This is a genomic window from Streptosporangium sp. NPDC006013 (genome assembly GCF_040614275.1).
Lineage (GTDB): Bacteria > Actinomycetota > Actinomycetes > Streptosporangiales > Streptosporangiaceae > Streptosporangium.
The window spans coordinates 1-20,390 of sequence record NZ_JBEXUE010000149.1 but is presented as its reverse complement, the minus strand read 5'-3'; the positions used below and the strand labels follow the sequence as shown (position 1 = coordinate 20,390).

The following is a 20,390-nucleotide window of genomic DNA, read 5'->3' as shown; positions in this document are numbered from 1 at the left end:
CGGACGCGAGATCCCGGAGCGGCCGGACCGGCGGGCGCGGCGCCGGGGCCGGTCCCCTGCCGGTGAGGGCCGGAACCGACCTCGTGCCCGCCGACCCCGTGCTCGAGGTGCGCGACCTCGACGTCACCTTCGGCCTGGGCCCCGGCGCGGTCCGCGCGGTCAGGGGAATGGGTTACGCGGTCCGTCCGGGCGAGGTGCTCGGGATCGTCGGTGAGTCCGGCTCCGGCAAGTCGGTCACCTCGCTGGCCGTGATGGGCCTGCTCCCGCCGCACGCCCACGTCACCGGGTCGGTGCGGCTGCGCGGACAGGAGATCCTGGGCGCCCCGGAGAGGACACTCACCGCGTTCCGCGGCAAGACCATCTCGATGGTCTTCCAGGACCCGCTCTCCGCGCTCACCCCCGTCTACCGGGTCGGCGACCAGATCGCCGAGGCGGTCCGCGTCCACCGGCGGATCGGCGCCGCGCAGGCCGCCAGGCGCGCCGTCGAGCTGCTCGACCTGGTCGGCATCCCCAACGCGGCGCAGCGCGCCAGGGCGTTCCCGCACGAGTTCTCCGGCGGCATGCGCCAGCGCGCGGTGATCGCGATGGCGATCGCCAACGACCCCGACGTGATCCTCTGCGACGAACCGACCACCGCGCTTGACGTGACCATCCAGGCTCAGGTGCTGGAGGTGCTGAAGACGGCGCAGCGGGAGACGGGCGCGGCGATCGTCATCATCACCCACGATTTGGGGGTGGTGGCCGGGTTCGCCGACCGGGTTCTCGTCATGTACGCCGGGCGCCCCGTCGAGGTCGGCTCGGTGGACGAGGTCTACTACCGCACCCGCATGCCGTACACCATGGGCCTGCTCGGTTCGATCCCGCGCCTTGACCGCGGCCGGGAGCAGCCGCTGGTGCCCATCGAGGGCAGCCCGCCGTCACCGGCGGCGCTGCCGCCGGGCTGCCCGTTCGAGCCGCGCTGCCCGATCGCCGTCCCGGCGTGCGCCGAGTCCGAGCCCGAGCCGGTACGGGTGGGCTCGCCCGGCCACCTCGCGGCCTGCGTACGCTCCGGTGAGATCGAGGCGGAGGGGTGGTCACCCGCCCAGATCTACGGTGTGCACGCCATCATGGGGGAGGCGACCGGCCCCGGTCCCGCCGTCGGTCCCACTGCCGGTCCCACTGCCGGTCCCACTGTCGGTTCCGTCGCCGGGGAGCGGTCACGGCCGCGTGGCGGGCGTGAGGTGGTCCTGGCGGTCGAGGGCCTGGTCAAGCACTATCCCCTGGTGAAGGGGAGGCTCCTGCGGCGGCGGGTCGGCACGGTCCGCGCGGTGGACGGTGTCAGCTTCGACATCCGCGAGGGTGAGACGCTCGGCCTGGTCGGGGAGTCGGGCTGTGGCAAGACGACCACCCTGATGGAGATCCTCGAACTGGCCGCACCGCAGAGCGGCGGGATCACGGTGCTGGGCCGCGACACCGCACAGATGAGCGCCCGCGACCGGATGGCCGTCCGGCGCGACATGCAGGTCGTCTTTCAGGACCCGCTGGCCTCGCTCGACCCGAGGATGACCGTCTACGACATTCTCGCCGAGCCGCTGCGCACGCACGGCAGCCGTGAGGTGGGGCCGAGGGTCCGCGAGCTGCTCGGCATGGTCGGCCTGGAGGCCGGTCACGCCGCCCGCTATCCGCAGGACTTCTCCGGGGGGCAGCGTCAGCGCATCGGCATCGCCCGCGCTCTCGCCCTGGAGCCCCGGCTGGTCGTGCTGGACGAGCCGGTCTCGGCGCTCGACGTGTCCATCCAGGCCGGGGTGCTCAACCTGCTGGCGGAGCTGAGGGCCCGCCTGGGCCTGTCGTACCTGCTCGTGGCGCACGACCTGGCCGTGGTCCGGCACATCGCGGACCGGGTCGCGGTCATGTATCTCGGCAGGATCGCCGAGATCGGGCAGGCCGGCCGGGTGTACGACACTCCGATGCATCCCTACACGCGGGCACTGTTGTCGGCCGTCCCGCTGCCGGATCCGGTCATGGAACGCTCCAGAAGGCGGATCCTGCTGGAGGGAGACCTGCCCAGCCCGGCCGATCCTCCCTCCGGCTGCCGCTTCCGCACCCGCTGTCCCCTGTTCAGGTCCCTCGACGAGACCGTCAGAAGGCGTTGTGTGGAGGAGGAACCCCAGGTGCGCCGGCTCGGAGACGACCACGGAGTCTCGTGCCACTTCGCCGAGAGGTTCGGCGCCGGATGATCCAGCCGAGTGCCCTTCTGTTCGCCCAGTCGTATCCTCCGGGAGGAAAACAGTGACATCGATCCGGCGCGTGGGCGCGCTCGCCACCGCGCTGGCCGTGGTCCTGGCGGTCTCGCCGGTTCTGACCGGCTGCGGTGGCGGGGGCGGGACGGGGAGCGGGTCCATCTCGGCGATCAAGGCCTACGACGTCAACCCCGTCGCCCGCGACCGGGTCGTGGACGGAGGGGTGCTCCGCTGGGGGCTCAGCGAGTATCCGGCCAACTGGAACCTCAACCATGTCGACGGCAACCTGGCGACGGTCAAGAAGGTCATGGACGCCCTCATGCCCTCGCCGTTCCGCTCCGACGCCAAGGGGCAGATCTCCCCGAACACCGACTACCTGTCGGCGGGCAGGGTCACCTCGGACGGCCCCAGGCAGGTCGTCACCCTGACCCTCGACCCGCGTGCCAGGTGGTCCGACGGCACTCCGATCACCTGGGAGGACTACCGGGCCCAGTGGCAGGCGATGAACGGCCGCAACGGCGACTACCGGGTGGCGAGCACCACCGGCTACCAGGACATCGAGAAGGTGACCAGGGGCAAGGACGACCACCAGGTCGTGGTGACCTTCGCCAAACCCTTCGGCGACTGGCAGTCGCTGTTCGCGCCGCTGTACCCCCGAAGCACCAACGCCACCTCCGAGGCGTTCAACAACGCCTGGCTGAACCGCATCCCGGTGACCGCCGGCCCGTTCAGGTTCGTCTCGTTCGATCCGACCGCCAAGACCGTCACCATCGCCAGGGACGACCGCTGGTGGGGAGAGCGGGCCAAGCTGGATCAGATCATCTACCGCTCCCTGGAGAGCGACGCACTGGTCGGGGCCTTCAGCAACGGTGAGCTCGACACCTTCGACATCGGTCCGTCCGCGCCCGACTACGCACGCGTCAAGGCCACCCCGGGCGCGATCGTGCGGCAGGCGGCCGGGCCCGACTTCCGGCACATCACGATGAACGGCGAGAGCGCCCTGCTGTCCGACCGGAGGGTACGCAGGGCCGTGGCGATGGGTATCAACCGCCAGGCCGTCGCCCAGTCCGACCTTCAGGGCCTCGACTGGCCGATCGTCCTGCTGAACAACCACTTCTTCATGAACACCCAGGAGGGCTACCAGGACAACGCCGGTGAGATCGGTACTTACAACCCCGTTCAAGCCGGGCGGGAGCTGGACGCCGCAGGCTGGAAGCTGGAGGGGCGGATCAGAAGGAAGGACGGCAGGGAGCTGAACCTGCGCTTCGTCCTGCCGTCCAGCCTGCAGCTCACCAAGTCCGAGGCCGAACTCGTCCAGGACATGCTCGCCCAGATCGGTGTCGGGGTCACTCTCCAGTCGGTACCCACCGATGACTACTTCACCAAATACATAATTCCCGGCAATTACGACATCACTGCCTTCGCATACATGGGCACGCCGTTTCCCGTCTCCAGCGCCTACGGTCAGTACGCCGACGCCACCAGGCGCCCGGACGACACCGGGCAGTGGAACGCCAACCTCGGCCGCATCGGCTCCCCGCAGATCGACGCTGCCATGAACAAGGCGACCGCCGCCCTCGCCCCCGGCCGGGCCATCGCCGACACCAACGCCGCCGACAAGCTCATCTGGCAGGCGGTCAACGTGGTGACGCTCTACCAGCGACCGCAGAACGTCGCGGTCAAGAGCACGGTCGCCAACTTCGGCGCCCGCGGCTTCTACGACCTGAGGTACCAGGACATCGGTTTCACCCGGTGACGCGGCCGTGCGGGTGGCCCGGTCGGGCGGGGCGTCTCGCGGTCCTCAGGCGGCCGAATACCCGAGGAGCCCGGGAGGCGCTCGGCAGCGGGACGGGCGCGCTTTCTGTCGGGAGCGGAGTGTAGAAGTGGGCCATGGTCATCTCGGTTACCTGGCCCCAGGTGCTCGCGTGGCGGTTGAAGCGGCAGTTCGTGGACCCGGCAGACGGGCCGGACCCGGTCTCCGTCGTGCGCAGGCTCACCGGGGTGCAGGCGCAGGTGGCCTCCTCCGCCGGCCTGGCGGTGGCCGTGCGGAGCGCGCGGCCGAGACCCGATGAGATCGACGATGCCCTGTGGCGAGACCGCAGCCTGGTCAAGACCTGGACGGCGCGCGGCACCCTGCACCTCGTCCCCGCCGACGAGCTGGCCTCCTACGCCGCCGTCCTCGGTTCGTTCCGCAACTGGGACAAGGGCTCCTGGCAGCGGGGCCACGGGGTCACCGCCGCCGAGGTCGCCGCCATCCTCGACGCCGTGCCCAAGGCGCTCGCCGGCCGCGCCCTCACTCGCGAGGAACTGGTCGACGGGGTCATCGAGATCACCGGCGACGCCCACCTGAAGGAGGCGCTCACCTCCGGCTGGGGCGCCCTGTTCAAGCCGCTGAGCTTTCTCGGTGAGCTCTGCTACGGCCCGCCACGCGAGGGGAGGGTGACCTTCGTCAGCCCCCGCGACTGGGTGCCCGGCTGGCCGGCGGAGCTCCCCTCGGCCGCGGAGGGCGGCGTGCGCCTGCTCCGCTCCTTCCTCGGTGCCCACGGCCCGGGCACCCCCGAGACGTTCGACGGCTGGCTCTACCGCGGGGCGGCCCGCAAGGCGGCGCTGCGCGGCTGGTTCCGGGACCTCACCCCCGAGCTGGCCGAGATCGAGGTCGGCGGCCGGCCGATGGTCATGCTCGCCGAGCACCTCGACGAGCTGACCGGCACCCGGCCCGCCACCGGGGTCCACCTCTTGCCAGGCTTCGACCAGTACATCCTCGCCGCCCCTCGTGACCTGGAGCCCCTCCTGCCCGCCAAGGCGAAGGCGAGGGTCAGCCGGGCCGCCGGCTGGATCTCCCCCGTCGTGATCCACGAGGGCCGGGTGGCCGGGATCTGGGAGGCCAAGGACAAGAAGATCGTCGTCGACCTCCTGGAGGAGGTGCCCGCCGCGGCCCTCGCAGCCGAGACCGAGCGGGTGTCCGAGCTGCTGCGCTGACGGCTCCGGCTTCGAAAGCCGTCACGACCGGGGCTCCCGTGTTCGAATACCGAACCTCGTGCCCGAAGTGCCCTCCCGCCGGCTCCGCTGAGGAGCGGTTCAGCCGCGGCGGAAGCGTACCCGGTCGCCGGGGCGGAGCTGGGCGGCCCTGGCGAGGCTCGCCGAGGTCAGCACGGCGATGACCGGGTAGCCGCCGGTCGGCGGATGGTCGGCGAGGAACACGATCGGCTGGCCGCTGGGCGGCACCTGGACGGCCCCGGTCACCATGCCCTCGCTGGGCAGCTCCTCGTCCCGGGCCCGTTCCAGGCGGGCACCGCGCATTCGCACGCCCACCCGGTTGCTGTCCTGGCCGACCTCGTACGGCTCCGCGCACAGGGTGGCCAGGGCTCCGGGGACGAACCAGTCCTCCCGGGGACCCGGCAGGACAAGCAGGACGCCCGCTCCAAGCTCCGGCGAGGGCGCCGCATCCACGGTGATCGGCGGCAGGCCGTCCGTCGGCCCCGTGGGCAGGACCGTTCCGGCGCGGAGCGGGGCAGGGCCGAGCCCGGACAGCGAGTCGGCCGACCGGCTCCCCATCGTGACGGGCGTGTCGAGGCCACCACGGACGGCGATGTAGGTGCGCAGGCCGGTTTCCGGCGTCCCGGTGCGCAGTTCGCCGCCCGCGGGCACCCAGAAAGGCGCGCACATCCCCTGCAGGGCCGGCACGCCGGGAGCCGCGTCGTCGGCAGTCCTACGCGGTCGCAGGAGCTCCAGCGGGCAGGCGGCCCCGGTGACGGCGACCCAGGTCCCGGTGGTGAAGCGCAGCCGGGCGCCGCCGAAGGTCAGCTCGATCCCCGCGGCGCCCTCCGGGTTGCCGACCAGGCGGTTGGCCAGCCGCAGGCTCGGCTCGTCCGCGGCACCCGAGCGGGGCACTCCGAGATGGGCGTACCCGGGCCGGCCAAGATCCTGCACCGTGGCGTACGACCCTGGCGCGATCACCTCGATCATGGCTCGCCGACCGCCAGGAAACGCACCCGCGTCCCCGGCGTGAGCAGGGTGGGCGGGTCGGCTGTCACGTCCCAGACCGCCGTCGTGGAGCGGCCGAGCAGCCGCCACCCTCCGGGGGAGGCCGAGGGGTAGACCGCCGAGTAGGGGCCGGCGACCGCCACGGATCCGGCGGGCACCGAGGTTCGCGGGGTGTCCAGCCGTGGCACGCGCAGCGCGGGATCCAGCCCCGTGAGGTAGGCGAACCCGGGGGCGAAGCCCAGCCAGCCCACCACCAGCTCCCGCCCGGTGTGCCGCTCGACCACCTCCCCGGGGGAGAGGCCGCTCAGCGCGGCCACCTCGTCGAGGTCCGCGCCGTCGTACACGACCGGGATGGTCACGGCCGGCGCCGACGCGGCGGTACCCGCGCCGATCGTGGCCCCCGTCTCCAGCAGGTGAAGGAGCCGGTCCCGCAGGCGCGTCAGGTCGGCCCCCGGCGCGCTGACGAGGACCGTGGTGGGGCCGGGCACGATCTCCACCACCCCGGCCGGCCGATCGGCCCGCAGCAGGGCGTCCAGCCGGTGGGAGATCTCCAGCGAGCCGGTCTCCACCAGCAGCGACCGCTCCCCGGCCCGCCGGATCACCGCCGGCCCCTCAAGTGAAGGACCTCAGCGTCACCCCGGCGTCCACCAGGCCGTCGCGGACGGCCCGGGCCACCAGCACCGCGCCGGGGGTGTCGCCGTGGACGCAGATCGAGCGCGCCTCGACGGGGACCAGCGAGCCGTCCACCGCCTCGACCACTCCCTCGGTCACCATCCGCACCATACGGGCGGCGACCGTACCGGGGTCGTGCAGCACGGCGCCGGGGGAGCGGCGGGAGAGCAGCGTTCCGGCACCGGTGTAGGCGCGGTCGGCGAAGGCCTCGACGACCGTGGTGACCCCCTCCCCGGCGGCGATCTCGTGGACGGCGGAGCCGGGCAGGGTCAACAGCGGCAGGTCCCGGTCGTAGTCGGCCACCGCCGCCACGACGGCCCCGGCCTGCTCGGGGTCGCGGCAGATCCGGTTGTACAGCGCGCCGTGCGGCTTGACGTAGGAGACCCGGCCACCCATCGCCCTGGCGATGCCGTCCACCGCCCCCAGCTGGTAGAGCACCTCGGCGCAGAGCTCCTCCGGGTCGACGTCCATCTCGCGGCGGCCGAACCCGGCCAGGTCCCGGTAGGACACCTGGGCGCCGATCGCGACCCCCCGGTCGATCGCCGCCGCGCACGTGCGGCGAATGGTCAGCGGATCGCCCGCGTGGAACCCGCAGGCGATGTTGGCGCTGGTCACCAGTTCGAGCAGGGCCGCATCCTCGCCCAGCCGCCAGATCCCGAAGCCCTCGCCCAGATCGGCGTTGAGATCGATCATCATGATTCACCTACACCGGGGGCTCATCGGGAATGTCCGCGATGTCGTCGAGGGCGATGGCCAGCTCCTCGGGGTCGTCGCCGATGCGCTCGGCGATCTCGATCAGCACGTGCAGCACGTCGTGCCGGTCGTGGCCCAGGTCCAGCAGCCGCTGCGCGGCCTCCCAGAGCTGCGGCGGATCGCCCTCCCACAGCCGGGCGGCGATCTCCTCGTGCCAGGCGAGATGCTCGTCGTGGTCGGGCCGGGTGAGCTCGCCCGCGTGGTCGATGCCCAGCAGGATCCGCCGGTCGGCGTCGTCCGCGGGGTTGAGCAGGCCGAGCTGGATCTCGCCGTGCGTGCCCTGCAGGAAAGGGAACGCGAACACCCGCCTGGCCAGTGCCGACAGGTCGCCGTCCGGCAGCAGCCGGTCGAGCAGGTCGCGGTCGAGCCCGAAGGTCGTCGGATCGCGGTAGGACTCGGCGAACTTGCCCGTCGCCTCCCAGACCGCGTCGAGCGTGGCTCGCAACCCCTCGTCCGGCAGCCCGGTCCGGCCGGCGGCGAAACGCGCCCAGGCGCCCAGCACGTGCGGCACCGCCTCCTGCTCGGCGGTGCTGAGCATCACCTTGCGCGGCAGCCAGTCGAGCAGGAAGGTCTCGCACTTGGTCGGGCTGACCCGGAGTGGACGGCCGAAATCCTGGTCGCAGCCGTAGTCGATGATGTGATCGGCGCATCGGGAGGCCGCGGAGGGGTCGGACAGGTGCTCGGCCGCGTCCGAGGAGAGGAACTCGGCGGCCAGCATCGCCCGGCGGTCGCGGCTGTAGGGGGCCTCGCTGTGCAGCGGGGCCGGCCGCTTCCGGCCGGGCGGCAGCGCCTTGATCCGGGACCTGGCGAAGGCGTGGTAGGCGCTGTAGCTGTCGCTGACCGGCGCGGCCGTCCTGCGGTGGCCGTACTCCGCGGTGGCCTTCATCGCCGATTCGAGCAGCGCCCTGGCCTGCTGCGGCTCGATCTGGCCGAACCTGAGCATCGGATTGTCCTCGGCCTCGGCTCTGGCCTGTTCCAGCAGCTTGTCGACGTGCGATGAGACCCAGGCGTCACGGGCGATGCCGCGCATGTTGTAGTCGACGATCACGACCAGCGCGTGCCGGTCCTCGCCGCTGTCGGCGCCCCGGTAGCCGAAGGTGCACACCACCGTGTCCTGATCGCCGTAGGCGTCGCGGGAGACGAAGCAGCCGGTCGTCTTGACCGCACCCAGCCGGTCGGCCCAGCGGGGCCTGGCCACACCGCGCTCCATGAGCGCCAGCGCGGCGCCCTCCGCCTTGGCGGCCTGGCGGGCCGTGCCGAGGTAGGCCAGCGCGATCAGCAGGGTGAGCGCGGCGGGCGAGCCGGCCTTGGCCGCGTAGTCGACCAGGCCCTCGCCGAGGACCTGTTCGGCGTCCCCGCGTTTCAGCCGGCGCCCCCACCAGGCTCCGACCATGTCGGAGACCATGAGTTCGGCGTCCAGCGGGCTGCGTACGGCCAGCAGCTCGCGAGCGGCGAGCAACATCTCGGAGAAGACCGCCTCAGGGGACTGGCTCTCTCTGGGGTCTCGACGGTGTCGCCGGCTCAAGCAGTCTCAGCCTCCCCCGTCGGCCGCGTGAGCTCAGCGCGGCCGTCGCCGTGCGGATCGGCCCGCTCGCCTCGCTCGCTCACGTCCCAACCTTCTCGCATTCCCGGTCCAAACGGTGCGTAGAGACGGCCGGGTTCCCCGATGCTACCGGGGACCGCGGGGCGGCGGCGCGGAGTTGACAAGGGCGAGTAGATGCTCGCGGGCGACACGCTCGACGACCTCGGGCGTCGCCTCGATGCCGAGGTGCTCCGCGCAGGCACAGACCTCTGCCACGCACCTGCCGACGGTCTCGACGGGAACGGTCAGGAACTCGGCGGCCAGGTGAGATGTCACCGGCTCGTGATAAGTCGTTGAAGGCCCGGTGGAGCGGGTGGCAAGAACGGGCATAGATGTCGCATTCCTCCGGAGTTTCCCGGGAGCATCCCCCGGATATGTCGGCGGGGACGTGCGTTCTCATTCCACAACTTATCTCGGGAGTGTCAACCCTCGGCACCCTGATATGGGAAGCTGACCCCGTATCTTGACTGAATCCTGCAACAGTGGAGTAAGTGAGTGTCCCCGAAGAGGGAGCCGAATTGACGGCGAGTCAGTAGCCTGATCTCGCCTGCAAGCCCGACGGAGATGAGGTGGGCAGTTGCCGGGACGGTCCGGCGCGATCCTGCTAGGGTCCTGGCCGCAAACGTTCGAAGGCGCAACGCCGACTGGTCGCCGCCCGTACGGGAGCCCCGGCGTGTCGGCCCGGGGATCCCGGTCATCGGAGCGGTGGCGTTCCCGGGGTGTGCTGACCGCATCTTGGGCGGGGCTTCCGTCCGCGCCTGCCCATCGCCGATGATGTACTCCAGGATCCGGTCCCCCGGAGCCGCGCTACGCCAATTCGCAAGTTTGGAGATGTGCCTCGTGGGAGACCCTGGCACGCGACGGAGGTGCCGACCATGAGCGCCGAAACCTCCGTGCCCCGTCCCCGGGAGTCGGGTGTGGACATCTCAGACTCCGGCCTGCTGCAGGGCCTGCTGTCACAGTCGCCGTTCGCCTTCGCGTTCTTCGACCCCGGAGGTCGTTTCGAGCGTGTCGACGAGGTCTTCGCCAACGTGGTCGGCCTGCCCGCCGAGCGCCTGGTCGGCCGGGCCCCCGGTGAGTTGCTCTCCGCCGACCTGACCGCCCTGATCGAGGGTTCGGTGCGGAGCATGGTCGCGGGGGCCTCGGTCGACGGCGACCAGCGGATCCGGGTGCGCACCGCCGGTGGTGAGACCCACCACTGGTCGCTGACCTTCTCCCCGATCCACGACGACAAGGGCGCATTGCGCGCGATCTGCCTGGTCGGCGTCGACATCACCGACAGCAGGCAGGTCGAGGAGGATCTCAGGCGCAGCGAGGAGCGATACCGCTCGCTGGTCGAGGCCCAGTCCCAGCTGGTCTGGATCACCGCGCCCAACGGCGTCGTGGAGGAGGACGCGCCGCAGTGGCGGGCCATCACCGGCCAGGGGCTGGAGGAGTACCTGACCCACGGCTGGCTGGAGGCCGTCCACCCGGACGACCGCCCGCACACCGAGGAGGCCTGGCGTGAGGCGCTGCGCGGCCGGATCATGTTCGAGTGGAGCTACCGGGTCCGCACCCGGGCCAGCGGCTACCGGCACTTCGAGGTGCGCGCCGTCCCGATCATCCGGCACAACCGGGTCGTCGAATGGGTGGGGGCCAACACCGATGTCACCCCGCAGCGCGAGGCCGAGGAGATGCGGGGCCGCCTGACCGATCAGCTCGGCGCCGCGGCCCTGCGGACCGCGCGCCTGCAGGGTGCCACGGCGCTGCTCGCCGAGGCGCTCACCGTCGAGCAGGTGGTCCAGGTCATCATCGACGTGGGTCGTACGGCGCTGGCCGCCGACCGGTCGGCGGTGGCGCTGCTCGACGTCGACCGGGCCGCGCTGAAGCTGGTCAACAGCGGTGGCATCCCCGACGTTCCGGGCGCGCCCGGCGAGGAGATCCCGCTGTCGCACTCCAGCGTGATGACCATGGCGGTCAACAGCCGGCGCCCGGTCTTCGCCGAGTCGCCGGACAGCCTGCGGTCCCAACTGGTCGACGCGGGCGGCGATGACGACAGCATCACCGGTTTCATCGCCCACAGTGACGAGCGGGCCTGGGTGGGCCTGCCGCTGCTGGCCGCGGGTCGCGCGCTCGGGGCACTGAGATTCTCCTTCACCCGCCCGCAGAAGATCTCCCAGGAGGACGGGGTGTTCCTGGAGGCGCTCGCCGGGCAGTGCGCCCTCGCCGTGGAGCGGGCCACCCTGTTCGAGCGCGAGCACCGCACCGCCGAGACGCTCCAGCGCAGCCTGCTGCCCGATCGCCTGCCGGTGGTCAGGGGGCTGGTCCTGGCCCAGCGGTTCCGCTCGGGAAGCCGCCATGTGCAGGTCGGTGGTGACTGGTACGACGCGTTCGTGCTCCAGGACGGCCGGGTCGCGGCGGTGGTCGGCGACGTCATGGGCAAGGGCGTCAAGGCCGCGGCGGGGATGGGCCGCATCCGCAACGCCATGCGGGCCCTGGCGTTGACCAACCCGCCGCCCGCGGCGGTCCTCACCGGCCTCGACCGGGTCTTCGAGGCGACCGAGGAGGAGGAGCAGGTCACGACCCTCGCCTACATGGTCGTCGAGCCCGGCACCGGAGAGGGCACGCTGGCGCTGGCCGGTCACCCGCCGCCCCTGCTGGTCTCCCCTGAGGGCGTGCCGATACTGTGTGACGGCGAGCCGGGCACCCCGCTGGGCTGGCCCACGAGTCGCAGGCAGTTCAGGTTCTGTGTCCCGCCGGGCCACACCGCCGTCCTGTATTCGGATGGTCTGGTGGAGAACCGGAAGCGTGGTCTTGATGCCGGACTCGCTGATCTTTGCTCTGTTGTGACCGAAGCGCCGGCTGAAGTGGTCGGAAGCCCTCACATGTTGCTAGATTTCCTTGTCGACCGGATGTTGTCTGGATATGAGCAGGATGACGACGTCACGGTGCTCGCGATTCACGTTCCCGCGGCCACGAAGAGTGACTGAATGAAACAGTCATAACGGTTGCTTTCGGGTATCGGTGCCTCGCTTCCGTACGCACTACTCTCTTGGTCGGCCTAGGGTGGAGGGCAACCGCCAGGAGGCGGCCGTATGGATCACGGTGTCATGCCACAATGCTGGACAGGTGCGTCGCGGTTCGCGCGGCCTCGCTAACCACAACTAGAGGTAGAAGTGCCCCTAGTTGGGCATCTGGGTCCATTCTCGTCTCGCTTTCCTTCGAGAGGTGTTCGTGTCGCCTGCAAGTTCGACTCGCTCGAAGCCATCCGAGCTGAACGAGCCCGTCATTCAGCAGCTGATGGAGCGGGGGCGCTCGCAGGGGTTCCTCGAGTCCGAGGATGTCCGCAAGGCCGTCGAGGAAGCGGACATTCCGATGGCGCAGGTCGCTGGAATCCTGCGAAGCCTCAGCAAAGAGGGCATTACCGTACGGCTGACTGCCGAGGACTCCGCGGGTCCCAAGAAGTCCCGCACTCCGGCCAAGCGCCGCACTGCCCCGGCCGCGCCCGCCGCCGTCAAGAAGACCAAGACCGCCGCGGCGGCCAAGGAGCAGCCGGAGACCGTCACCGCGGTCGTCGGCGGTTCTGAGCCCGCGGCAGCGGCCAAGAAGCCCGCTCCCGCGGCCAAGAGGCCCGCGGCGCCGGCCAAGAAGGTCGCCCCGGCTGCCAAGAAGCCGGTTCCGGCCCCGCCGAAGAAGGCCGGTCCCGAGGTAGCCGCTCCGGCTCCCGCGTCCGAGTCGAAGTCGCTCGCCGGCGATGACGACGAGGTCATCGAGCTCGAGGACGTCGAGCTCGAGGACTTCGACCTGGAGGCCGTCGCCGAGGTCGAGGTCGAGGTCGAGGTGGAAGCCGAGGCCGAAACCGAGGAGGAGCCCAAGGCCGAGGCCATCGAGGTCAATGAGGACGAGGTCCTCATCCTCTCCGATGACGACGATGACGCCCCGGTGCCGCAGGTCGCCGCCGCCGGCGCCACCGCCGACCCGGTCAAGGACTACCTCAAGCAGATCGGCAAGGTCCCCCTGCTCAACGCGGAGCAGGAGGTCGAGCTCGCCAAGCGGATCGAGGCCGGTCTGTTCGCCGAGGAGCAGCTGGGAACCGACGGCGAGAGGCTCCCGGTCGACGTCCGCGCCGAGCTGGAGTGGATCGCCGAGGACGGCCGCCGGGCCAAGAACCACCTGTTGGAGGCCAACCTCCGCCTCGTGGTCTCGCTGGCCAAGCGCTACACCGGCCGGGGCATGCTCTTCCTGGACCTGATCCAGGAGGGCAACCTGGGCCTGATCCGCGCGGTGGAGAAGTTCGACTACACCAAGGGCTACAAGTTCTCCACCTACGCCACGTGGTGGATCCGGCAGGCGATCACCCGAGCCATGGCCGACCAGGCGCGGACCATCCGCATTCCGGTCCACATGGTCGAAGTGATCAACAAGCTGGCCCGCGTCCAGCGGCAGATGCTTCAGGACCTGGGGCGCGAGCCCACTCCCGAGGAGTTGGCCCGCGAGCTCGACATGACCCCGGAGAAGGTCGTCGAGGTCCAGAAGTACGGTCGCGAGCCGATCTCCCTGCACACCCCGCTGGGTGAGGAGGGGGACAGCGAGTTCGGTGACCTCATCGAGGACTCCGAGGCCATCGTCCCCGCCGACGCGGTCAGCTTCACGCTCCTGCAGGAGCAGCTCCACTCCGTTCTGGACACGCTGTCCGAGCGCGAGGCGGGCGTGGTCTCGATGCGTTTCGGCCTGACCGACGGCCAGCCGAAGACGCTGGACGAGATCGGCAAGGTTTACGGGGTGACGCGCGAGCGCATCCGGCAGATCGAGTCCAAGACCATGTCCAAGCTCCGCCACCCGTCCCGGTCGCAGGTCCTGCGTGACTACCTTGACTGAGGCTTTCTGACAGGGGGCCCGCACTGTCCGGTGCGGGCCCCACGTCATTAACGCCGGTGTAATAGGCCGGTAGCACGGGGTGTGAAACGAACTTCTAGGCTCCCGCCTCATGGGTGTGGCCGAAGTTGACAGGATTCGCGCCCGGAGGCTGCGGGTGATCGTCGATCGTCCGTGGGCGGACGTGATGCTCGACGACGCGGTCGCCGCGGTGCGCCGGAGGGTGTTCGAGAGCGGTACGTTCACGCTCGGCGCGGCCCGTGGCGATCCGGAGAGACGCGCGCTCAGGGTCGAGGCGCTGGCCAGGGCGGCCGTCGGCCACAGTGGCGCCATTGAGACGCTGGCGCTCCATGACCGGGCCAACCCCGACCTGTGGCTCTGGCTCGGGCGTACCCGCATCGAGGAAGCCTGGACGATCAAGCCGGATGTCAAGGCCCGGGCCGTGCAGGCGCAGCGTCTGCAGGCGTTCCAGGCGGCGATGGAGAGAGCCAGGCAGCCGCTTTTCACCGCGGCGGCGCTCGTGCCGTCCGATCCGGTGCCCTGGGAGTCGATCATGTGGCTCTATCTCGGCCTCGACCGGCCGCGCCAGGAGAAGGACGCGGTCTGGTTCGAAACCGTTCGCCGTTATCCGACGCTGTTCCCGGCCAATGTGGCCAGGCTCATGACGTTGTCACCGGCCTGGGGCGGCAGTGCCCAGGAGATGCTGGAGTTCGCCAGGCAGGCCGTGTCGCGGGCGCCCGACGGGGACCCGATGCCGGCCCTGCTGCCGCTGGCGCACTTCGAACAGGTGGCCGCCGAGCGGTCCCCGATGTCGCGCGGAGGCTGGTTCTCGGACGGGGCGCTGCGCGAGATCGTCTCGCACGCGGGCCGCTGGCTGGGCGGCGACAGCCATCCACGGTCGATAGAGGCGCACAACCTGTTCGGGGCCGCCTTCTACCTGGCGGACCTGCGCAGGCCCGCGCGCGGGCACCTGACGCGTACCGGGGGCAGGGTCAGCCGGTTGCCGTGGTCCTATCTGGGTGATCCCGCTCAGCAGTTCGAGCGGGCCTGCGGGCGGCTCCGCCTTGTCCCGGCGTGAGCGGGGCGCGAGACGCGCACGCCGGATCCAGTGCGTGCCGCCCGGTCTTGCCATGGGGCGATAAGGGAAATGTGGTGAATATCACACCGTTACGTTGAGTATCCATGACTGCCTCCCCCTGGGAGGTGGACAGAGAGTGACGGAGTGCCCAAGGTGGTCCAGGACCTTCGTGAGCTCCTCGGGGCTCTGTGGATCGACGTCCCCCTCCAGCAGCGAGCGGGCTATGGCGCCGCGAGTGGCCTTCGCCATGTGGCTGACGACCTTCCCCTCCTTGAGCACCCGCACCGCCACCGCCCTGCCACCCGGCTGCCACGCCGTCGCGTAGGTGCCCGAGCGCAGATCAACCACCAGACCGGGCTCGGCGTCGAGCAGCGGGGTGATCGATCGGCGCCAGAAGGCGCCAAGACCGCCGAGCGGCGGCAGTCGCACCCCCATCGACAGCCGGTACGGGGGTACGCGGTCGCCGATCCGCAGCAGACCCCAGAGGCCGGAGAAGATCAGCAGCCTCTCCGAGGCCCGCGCCGCGGCCTCGGGGGAGAGCGAGGCCAGGTGAAGGTTGTCGTAGAGCACGCCGGTGTACAGGTCGGCCGCGGCCAGCGTGGGCGCGGTGCGCAGCAGCAGGTTCTTGCCGATCTCGCCTGCCTGTCCTGGCGACAGCCCGAGCACCTCCCGTGCGGCGGGACCTTCGCACAGGGCGGTGAGCGCGTCCAGGACGCGCTGCCTGGGCGGGGTGAGGGCGGGGAAACTCAGCCGGGGCAGGTCGAGGGCGGGGCCGTCACCCAGCGCGGCCTTTCCCTCGGACGGAGGCAGCAGAATCAGCACACTCACCGAGCGTAGTGCGGCGACCGAGGGGTTAGGATCCTGCAGCATGATCGATGAGGTCTTCGACCGGCTGGTCGACCAGGCCTGGCCGGCGATTCACCGGGTGGACGCGGGTGGTTGGATCCTGCGCGCGGCGGACGGGGTGACCAAGCGGGCCAACTCCGTGCTGCCGCTGGGTGAGCCGGGGGATCTGGAAGCGGGCGTCGAGGCGGCGGAGAAGTTCTACGCCGACCGGGGCCTGCCCTGCGTCTTCTCGGTGGGAGGTGGCGCCACGCCGGGCCTGGACGCGTTACTGCACGCGCGTGGCTATCGGGTGGTCGATCCAACGCTGGTCATGACGGTGGGCCTGGTGCCCGAGGCGCCCGGGAACGGCGTCGGCGCGTCGCGGGAAGAGGTCGATCTCGCCGAAGCGCCCTCGCGGGCGTGGCTGGACGCCTGGTGGAGCGTGGACGGGAGGTCCGGTGGCGACGGTCTGGCGACGGCCGTGCGGATCCTCACCGGTGTGCCCGCCACATACGCCTCGCTCGGCGAGGAGGCCGTGGGGCGGGGTGTGGTTCAGGGGGAGTGGTTCGGGATCTACTCCATGGCCGTGGTGCCGCACGCGCGGCGCAAGGGCCACGGGCGGAAGGTGTTACGCGCCCTGCTCACACATGCGCGAGAGCAGGGCACGCAGCGGGCATATTTAGTAATGGTGGAGTCGAACACGGTGGCCAGGGCGCTCTACGAGCGCCACGGCTTCACAGTGGCGGGCCGATATCACTATCGGGTCCGCTGATGGCTCCATCCGTCTGGTTATCGTTCGTCGTTGCCTGCCGTTGCCGGAGCGTCACTGAGACGCGCAGACTCGTCCTGGATGTTGGCACCCTTGTCTCTCAGCACGGCTACGTGCTGACGCCCGTGGTGGGCGCAGAACAGCAGCTCCCCACCTACGGGCAGGGTCGCGCGGATGTAGGCCTGGGCGCCGCACCGGTCACAGCGGTCCGCAGCGGTCAGCTGCTTGGCGGGGGCGAGGGTTCCAGTCACGTATCGCCTTTCAGGTCATCCCCTGAGGTGGAGGATCTGGCGTCAGTCACTTGAGAGAACATCTAACCCGATACGAACGTTCCCAACCGACCCCCTGCTACGCCCAGAGCGGAAAGCGGCCGAAAGTAACGATGATCACGCTGGATGTAACGTCGTTGTCCACCGGATGGCAAGCTTGTACGCGTCGCGGTGGGAAGAACGGTAAGCTGCGCACACGTGTTCGACAGAGCTGGGAGTGGGTGTGACCGCAGTTAGCGCGGAGACGGGTTATACGGCCCGCCACCTGTCGGTGCTGGAGGGGCTGGAAGCCGTTCGCAAGCGCCCCGGTATGTACATCGGGTCGACCGACAGTCGCGGTCTCATGCACTGCCTGTGGGAGATCGTGGACAACGGGGTCGACGAGGCCCTGGCCGGCTGCTGCACCCGCATCGAGGTCGAACTTCACGCCGACGGCTCCATCGAGGTCCGTGACAACGGCCGGGGCATCCCCGTCGACATCGAGCCCAAGAGCGGCCTGGCGGGCGTCGAGCTCGTCTACACCAAGCTGCACGCCGGCGGGAAGTTCGGTGGCGGTTCCTACGGCGCCTCCGGTGGCCTGCACGGCGTCGGCGCCTCCGTGGTCAACGCCCTCTCCTCGCGGCTGGACGTCGAGGTCGACCGTTACGGCCGGATCCACGAGATCAGCTTCCGTCGGGGCGTTCCCGGCGTCTTCGACGGCGATGGGCCCAAGGCCAAGTTCAAGAAGAAGTCGGGGCTGCGTGACGGCGGCGCCGCGAAGAACGTCACCGGCACCCGCGTGCGCTTCTGGGTCGACCACCAGATCTTCCTCCCCGAGGCCGAGGTCTCCCTCGACGAGATCCACGTCCGCCTGCGCCAGACCGCGTTCCTGGTCCCCGGCCTGACCCTGGCCGTGCGTGACAGCCGCGGCGAGGAGGCGGCCGAGGAGGAGTTCCGCTTCGACGGCGGCATCTCGGAGTTCACCGAGTTCCTCGCCCGGGACGAGGCGGTCTGCGAGGTACTGCGCCTGCGGGGCGTGGGCCACTTCCACGAGACGGTCCCCGTCCTCGACGACCTGGGGCACATGACCCCGACCGAGGTCCAGCGCGAGCTCACCGTGGACGTGGCGGTGCGCTGGGGCAAGGGCTACGACAGCACGGTCAGGTCCTTCGTCAACGTGATCGCCACCCCCAAGGGCGGCACCCACGTCAACGGCTTCGAGCGTGCCCTCGTCCGGACTCTGAACGAGCAGCTGCGCGAGACCCGCCTGCTCAAGAACGGCGATGCCCCGGTCACCCGCGAGGACATCATGGAGGGTCTCACCGCGGTGGTGACCGTCCGGGTGCCCGAGCCGCAGTTCGAGGGCCAGACCAAGGAGGTCCTGGGCACCTCGGCGGCCTCCCGGATCGTCGCCCACGTCGTCTCGCGCGAGCTCAAGGAGCTGCTCGCCAATCCGTCGCGCACTGTGAAGCCACAGCTCCGCGCGGTCCTGGAGAAGATCGTCGCGGCGGCCAAGGCCCGCATCGCCGCCCGGGAGCACCGCGACAACCAGCGCCGCAAGACCGCCCTGGAGAATTCGGCGCTCCCCGCCAAGCTGGTCGACTGTCGCAGCGACGAGGTCGACCGCAGCGAGCTGTTCATCGTCGAGGGTGACTCGGCGCTGGGCACCGCCCGTGCGGCCCGCGACTCGGAGTTCCAGGCGCTGCTGCCGATCCGGGGCAAGATCCTGAACGTGCAGAAGGCGTCCGTCGCGGACATGCTCAAGAACGCCGAGTGTGCCGCGATCATCCAGGTCATGGGGGCGGGTTCCGGCCGATCCTTCGACATCGAGGCGGCTCGCTACGGCAAGGTCATCCTGATGGCCGACGCCGACGTCGACGGGGCGCACATCCGCTGCCTCCTGCTGACCCTGTTTCACCGCTACATGAAGCCGATGGTCGAGGCCGGGCGCGTTTTCGCCGCCGTGCCGCCGCTGCATCGGATCGAGGTCATCAACCCCAGCCGCGGTCACGGCAAATACGTCTACTGCTACTCAGACGCCGAGCTGCACAAGGTGCTGCGTGATCTGGAGCGCAGGGGTAAGCGCTGGAAGGACCCGGTCCAGCGGTACAAGGGCCTGGGTGAGATGGACGCCGACCAGCTGGCCGAGACGACCATGGAGCCCCGCCACCGCACCCTGCGCAGGGTCCGCATCCAGGACATCGAGGAGGCCGAGCGTATCTTCGCCCTCCTGATGGGCAGCGACGTGGCCCCGCGCCGGGAGTTCATCGTGAGCAGCGCGGCCGAGATCGACCGCGACCACATCGACGCGTAGCGGGGCCGGATCCCGAGGCTCAGATCTCGACCGGCATCAGCCTGCCGGTGCGTACGTCGTAGATGGCGCCGCCCACCGGCATGCCCGCCGGAAGGAACGGGCTGGTCCTGATCCGGGTGAGGTCGTGGCGTAGCGCCGCGTCCTGGTCGGGGACGGTGTGAAAGTCCAGGCTCCGGGTGTCGACACCGCGGCGGGCGGCGATCGCATGCACCTCGTCGTCGGTGACCTTGGTCATGCCGCAGTCGGTGTGCGGCATGACCAGCACCCGCTCCACCGCCAGCAGGTTGACCGCCAGGACGAGCGTACGCAGCACGTCGTCGGTCACCCTGGCTCCGGCGTTGCGGAGGATCTTGGCGTCGCCCGGTTTCAGGCCGAAGAGACCCAGCGGATCGATCCGGGAGTCCATGCAGGTGACCACCGCAAGGCCGCGGGCCGCCTTGCCGGTCAGTTCCGCGTCGGTGAACGTGGCGGAGAACTCCTCGTTGGCGGCCAGCAGGTCGTCAAAGGCACTCACGTACGCATCCCTCGGTCGATGGAGTTAACGGACTAATGATGCGTCATGCCCGTTTGGTGAGAGTTGTCGGGGGCGCCTCAGGTGACGACTTCACCAAGATCCCACCACCTGGACTCACATTGAGTGATGATGTCGTCACTCAAAGTCCGGGAGGTGGAGAGGGTAATGAGCAGGACGGAATCTCTGGCCGACTATCTCCGTGACCAGGGCAGGCGGAAGCTGGACCGGGTGGAGTCCAGGGACGGGGGGCGCAACGCGCGCTCGGCGCTGGCCCTGCTCGACGCGGCGGCCTACACCCGGTCCCTGAAGGAGGACGACCCGTTCGTGGCCGTCCTCGTGGAGGCGGGGTGTTTTGGGCCGTACGGGGCCGGTGGGTTCGATCCGCCGGATCGTGTCGCCCGGGTCATCCGCTTCTGGGAGTCGGGTGAGCCCTGGCAGTTGCTGATGGCCATCAGGTTCGCGCTCCAGGGGGCGCTCACCTGAGATCCCGAGCGAATCCCGAGCGCCGCGGGAGGGGCACGCCCCGAAACCCGAGACCTGCCGGGTGGCGCCGCGGGGCCGGAGGACGCGACGCCCGG

General features: G+C 70.3%; 17 protein-coding genes. 9 read left to right on the top strand and 8 right to left on the bottom strand.

Annotated elements, in window-relative coordinates; translation table 11 throughout:
• Positions 1-62: 62 nt before the first annotated feature.
• The 3 genes from ABZ260_RS22835 to ABZ260_RS22825 all read left to right on the top strand — a co-directional run bounded on the left by ABZ260_RS22835 (position 63) and on the right by ABZ260_RS22825 (position 5,198).
• Complete coding sequence (locus ABZ260_RS22835) at positions 63-2,216, top strand: ABC transporter ATP-binding protein (RefSeq protein WP_355620987.1); 2,154 nt, start codon at positions 63-65, stop codon at positions 2,214-2,216.
• Positions 2,217-2,268: 52 nt separating this feature from the next.
• Positions 2,269-3,975, top strand: a complete 1,707-nt coding sequence (locus ABZ260_RS22830) for an ABC transporter family substrate-binding protein (RefSeq protein WP_355620980.1) — start codon at positions 2,269-2,271, stop codon at positions 3,973-3,975.
• 134 nt (positions 3,976-4,109) lie between these two features.
• A complete protein-coding gene (locus ABZ260_RS22825) occupies positions 4,110-5,198 on the top strand; it encodes a winged helix DNA-binding domain-containing protein (protein ID WP_355620977.1) in 1,089 nt (362 codons plus the stop codon).
• Positions 5,199-5,297: 99 nt separating this feature from the next.
• On the opposite strand, the gene ABZ260_RS22820 is transcribed toward ABZ260_RS22825, so the two are convergent.
• The 5 genes from ABZ260_RS22820 to ABZ260_RS22800 form a co-directional block, all read right to left on the bottom strand.
• A complete protein-coding gene (locus ABZ260_RS22820; RefSeq protein ID WP_355620974.1) occupies positions 5,298-6,185 on the bottom strand; it encodes a biotin-dependent carboxyltransferase family protein in 888 nt (295 codons plus the stop codon).
• Positions 6,182-6,805: a carboxyltransferase domain-containing protein gene (locus ABZ260_RS22815; RefSeq protein WP_355620971.1), complete on the bottom strand. Its 624-nt coding sequence runs from the start codon at positions 6,803-6,805 to the stop codon at positions 6,182-6,184. The genes ABZ260_RS22820 and ABZ260_RS22815 overlap by 4 nt, the downstream gene beginning before the upstream one ends.
• Before the next feature lie 10 nt (positions 6,806-6,815).
• The gene (locus ABZ260_RS22810) at positions 6,816-7,571 is read right to left on the bottom strand and encodes a 5-oxoprolinase subunit PxpA (RefSeq protein WP_350925831.1); all 756 of its coding nucleotides are present in this window, start codon (positions 7,569-7,571) and stop codon (positions 6,816-6,818) included.
• Positions 7,572-7,578: 7 nt separating this feature from the next.
• A complete protein-coding gene (locus ABZ260_RS22805; protein WP_350925829.1) occupies positions 7,579-9,090 on the bottom strand; it encodes a hypothetical protein in 1,512 nt (503 codons plus the stop codon).
• A gap of 207 nt (positions 9,091-9,297) precedes the next feature.
• A complete protein-coding gene (locus tag ABZ260_RS22800; protein ID WP_030920255.1) occupies positions 9,298-9,540 on the bottom strand; it encodes a hypothetical protein in 243 nt (80 codons plus the stop codon).
• Positions 9,541-10,085: 545 nt separating this feature from the next.
• On the opposite strand from ABZ260_RS22800, the gene ABZ260_RS22795 reads away from it, so the two are divergent.
• The 3 genes from ABZ260_RS22795 to ABZ260_RS22785 all read left to right on the top strand — a co-directional run bounded on the left by ABZ260_RS22795 (position 10,086) and on the right by ABZ260_RS22785 (position 15,142).
• The gene (locus tag ABZ260_RS22795; protein ID WP_350925825.1) at positions 10,086-12,179 is read left to right on the top strand and encodes a SpoIIE family protein phosphatase; all 2,094 of its coding nucleotides are present in this window, start codon (positions 10,086-10,088) and stop codon (positions 12,177-12,179) included.
• Between the two features lie 244 nt (positions 12,180-12,423).
• Positions 12,424-14,067, top strand: coding sequence for an RNA polymerase sigma factor (locus ABZ260_RS22790; RefSeq protein ID WP_355620966.1), 1,644 nt, complete (start codon positions 12,424-12,426; stop codon positions 14,065-14,067).
• A 109-nt stretch (positions 14,068-14,176) separates the two neighbouring features.
• Positions 14,177-15,142 (top strand): hypothetical protein, encoded by a 966-nt coding sequence (locus ABZ260_RS22785; protein WP_355620963.1) that lies wholly within the window; start codon positions 14,177-14,179, stop codon positions 15,140-15,142.
• An 81-nt stretch (positions 15,143-15,223) separates the two neighbouring features.
• Here the strand turns inward: ABZ260_RS22785 and ABZ260_RS22780 are convergent, their stop codons facing one another.
• Complete coding sequence (locus tag ABZ260_RS22780; protein ID WP_355620983.1) at positions 15,224-15,964, bottom strand: peroxide stress protein YaaA; 741 nt, start codon at positions 15,962-15,964, stop codon at positions 15,224-15,226.
• Positions 15,965-16,010: 46 nt separating this feature from the next.
• On the opposite strand from ABZ260_RS22780, the gene ABZ260_RS22775 reads away from it, so the two are divergent.
• Entirely contained in the window at positions 16,011-16,739 is a 729-nt protein-coding gene (locus ABZ260_RS22775) for a GNAT family N-acetyltransferase (RefSeq protein WP_355620960.1), read from the top strand.
• 17 nt (positions 16,740-16,756) lie between these two features.
• Here ABZ260_RS22775 and ABZ260_RS22770 read toward each other — a convergent pair whose 3' ends face one another.
• Positions 16,757-16,987 (bottom strand): hypothetical protein, encoded by a 231-nt coding sequence (locus tag ABZ260_RS22770; RefSeq protein ID WP_030920243.1) that lies wholly within the window; start codon positions 16,985-16,987, stop codon positions 16,757-16,759.
• Between the two features lie 241 nt (positions 16,988-17,228).
• Here ABZ260_RS22770 and ABZ260_RS22765 point away from each other — a divergent pair, with 241 nt between their 5' ends.
• Positions 17,229-19,298: a DNA topoisomerase IV subunit B gene (locus ABZ260_RS22765; RefSeq protein ID WP_355620957.1), complete on the top strand. Its 2,070-nt coding sequence runs from the start codon at positions 17,229-17,231 to the stop codon at positions 19,296-19,298.
• A 19-nt stretch (positions 19,299-19,317) separates the two neighbouring features.
• Here ABZ260_RS22765 and ABZ260_RS22760 read toward each other — a convergent pair whose 3' ends face one another.
• A complete protein-coding gene (locus ABZ260_RS22760; protein WP_350925814.1) occupies positions 19,318-19,812 on the bottom strand; it encodes a carbonic anhydrase in 495 nt (164 codons plus the stop codon).
• Between the two features lie 165 nt (positions 19,813-19,977).
• Here ABZ260_RS22760 and ABZ260_RS22755 point away from each other — a divergent pair, with 165 nt between their 5' ends.
• Entirely contained in the window at positions 19,978-20,295 is a 318-nt protein-coding gene (locus ABZ260_RS22755) for a hypothetical protein (protein WP_030920235.1), read from the top strand.
• Positions 20,296-20,390 lie beyond the last annotated feature (95 nt).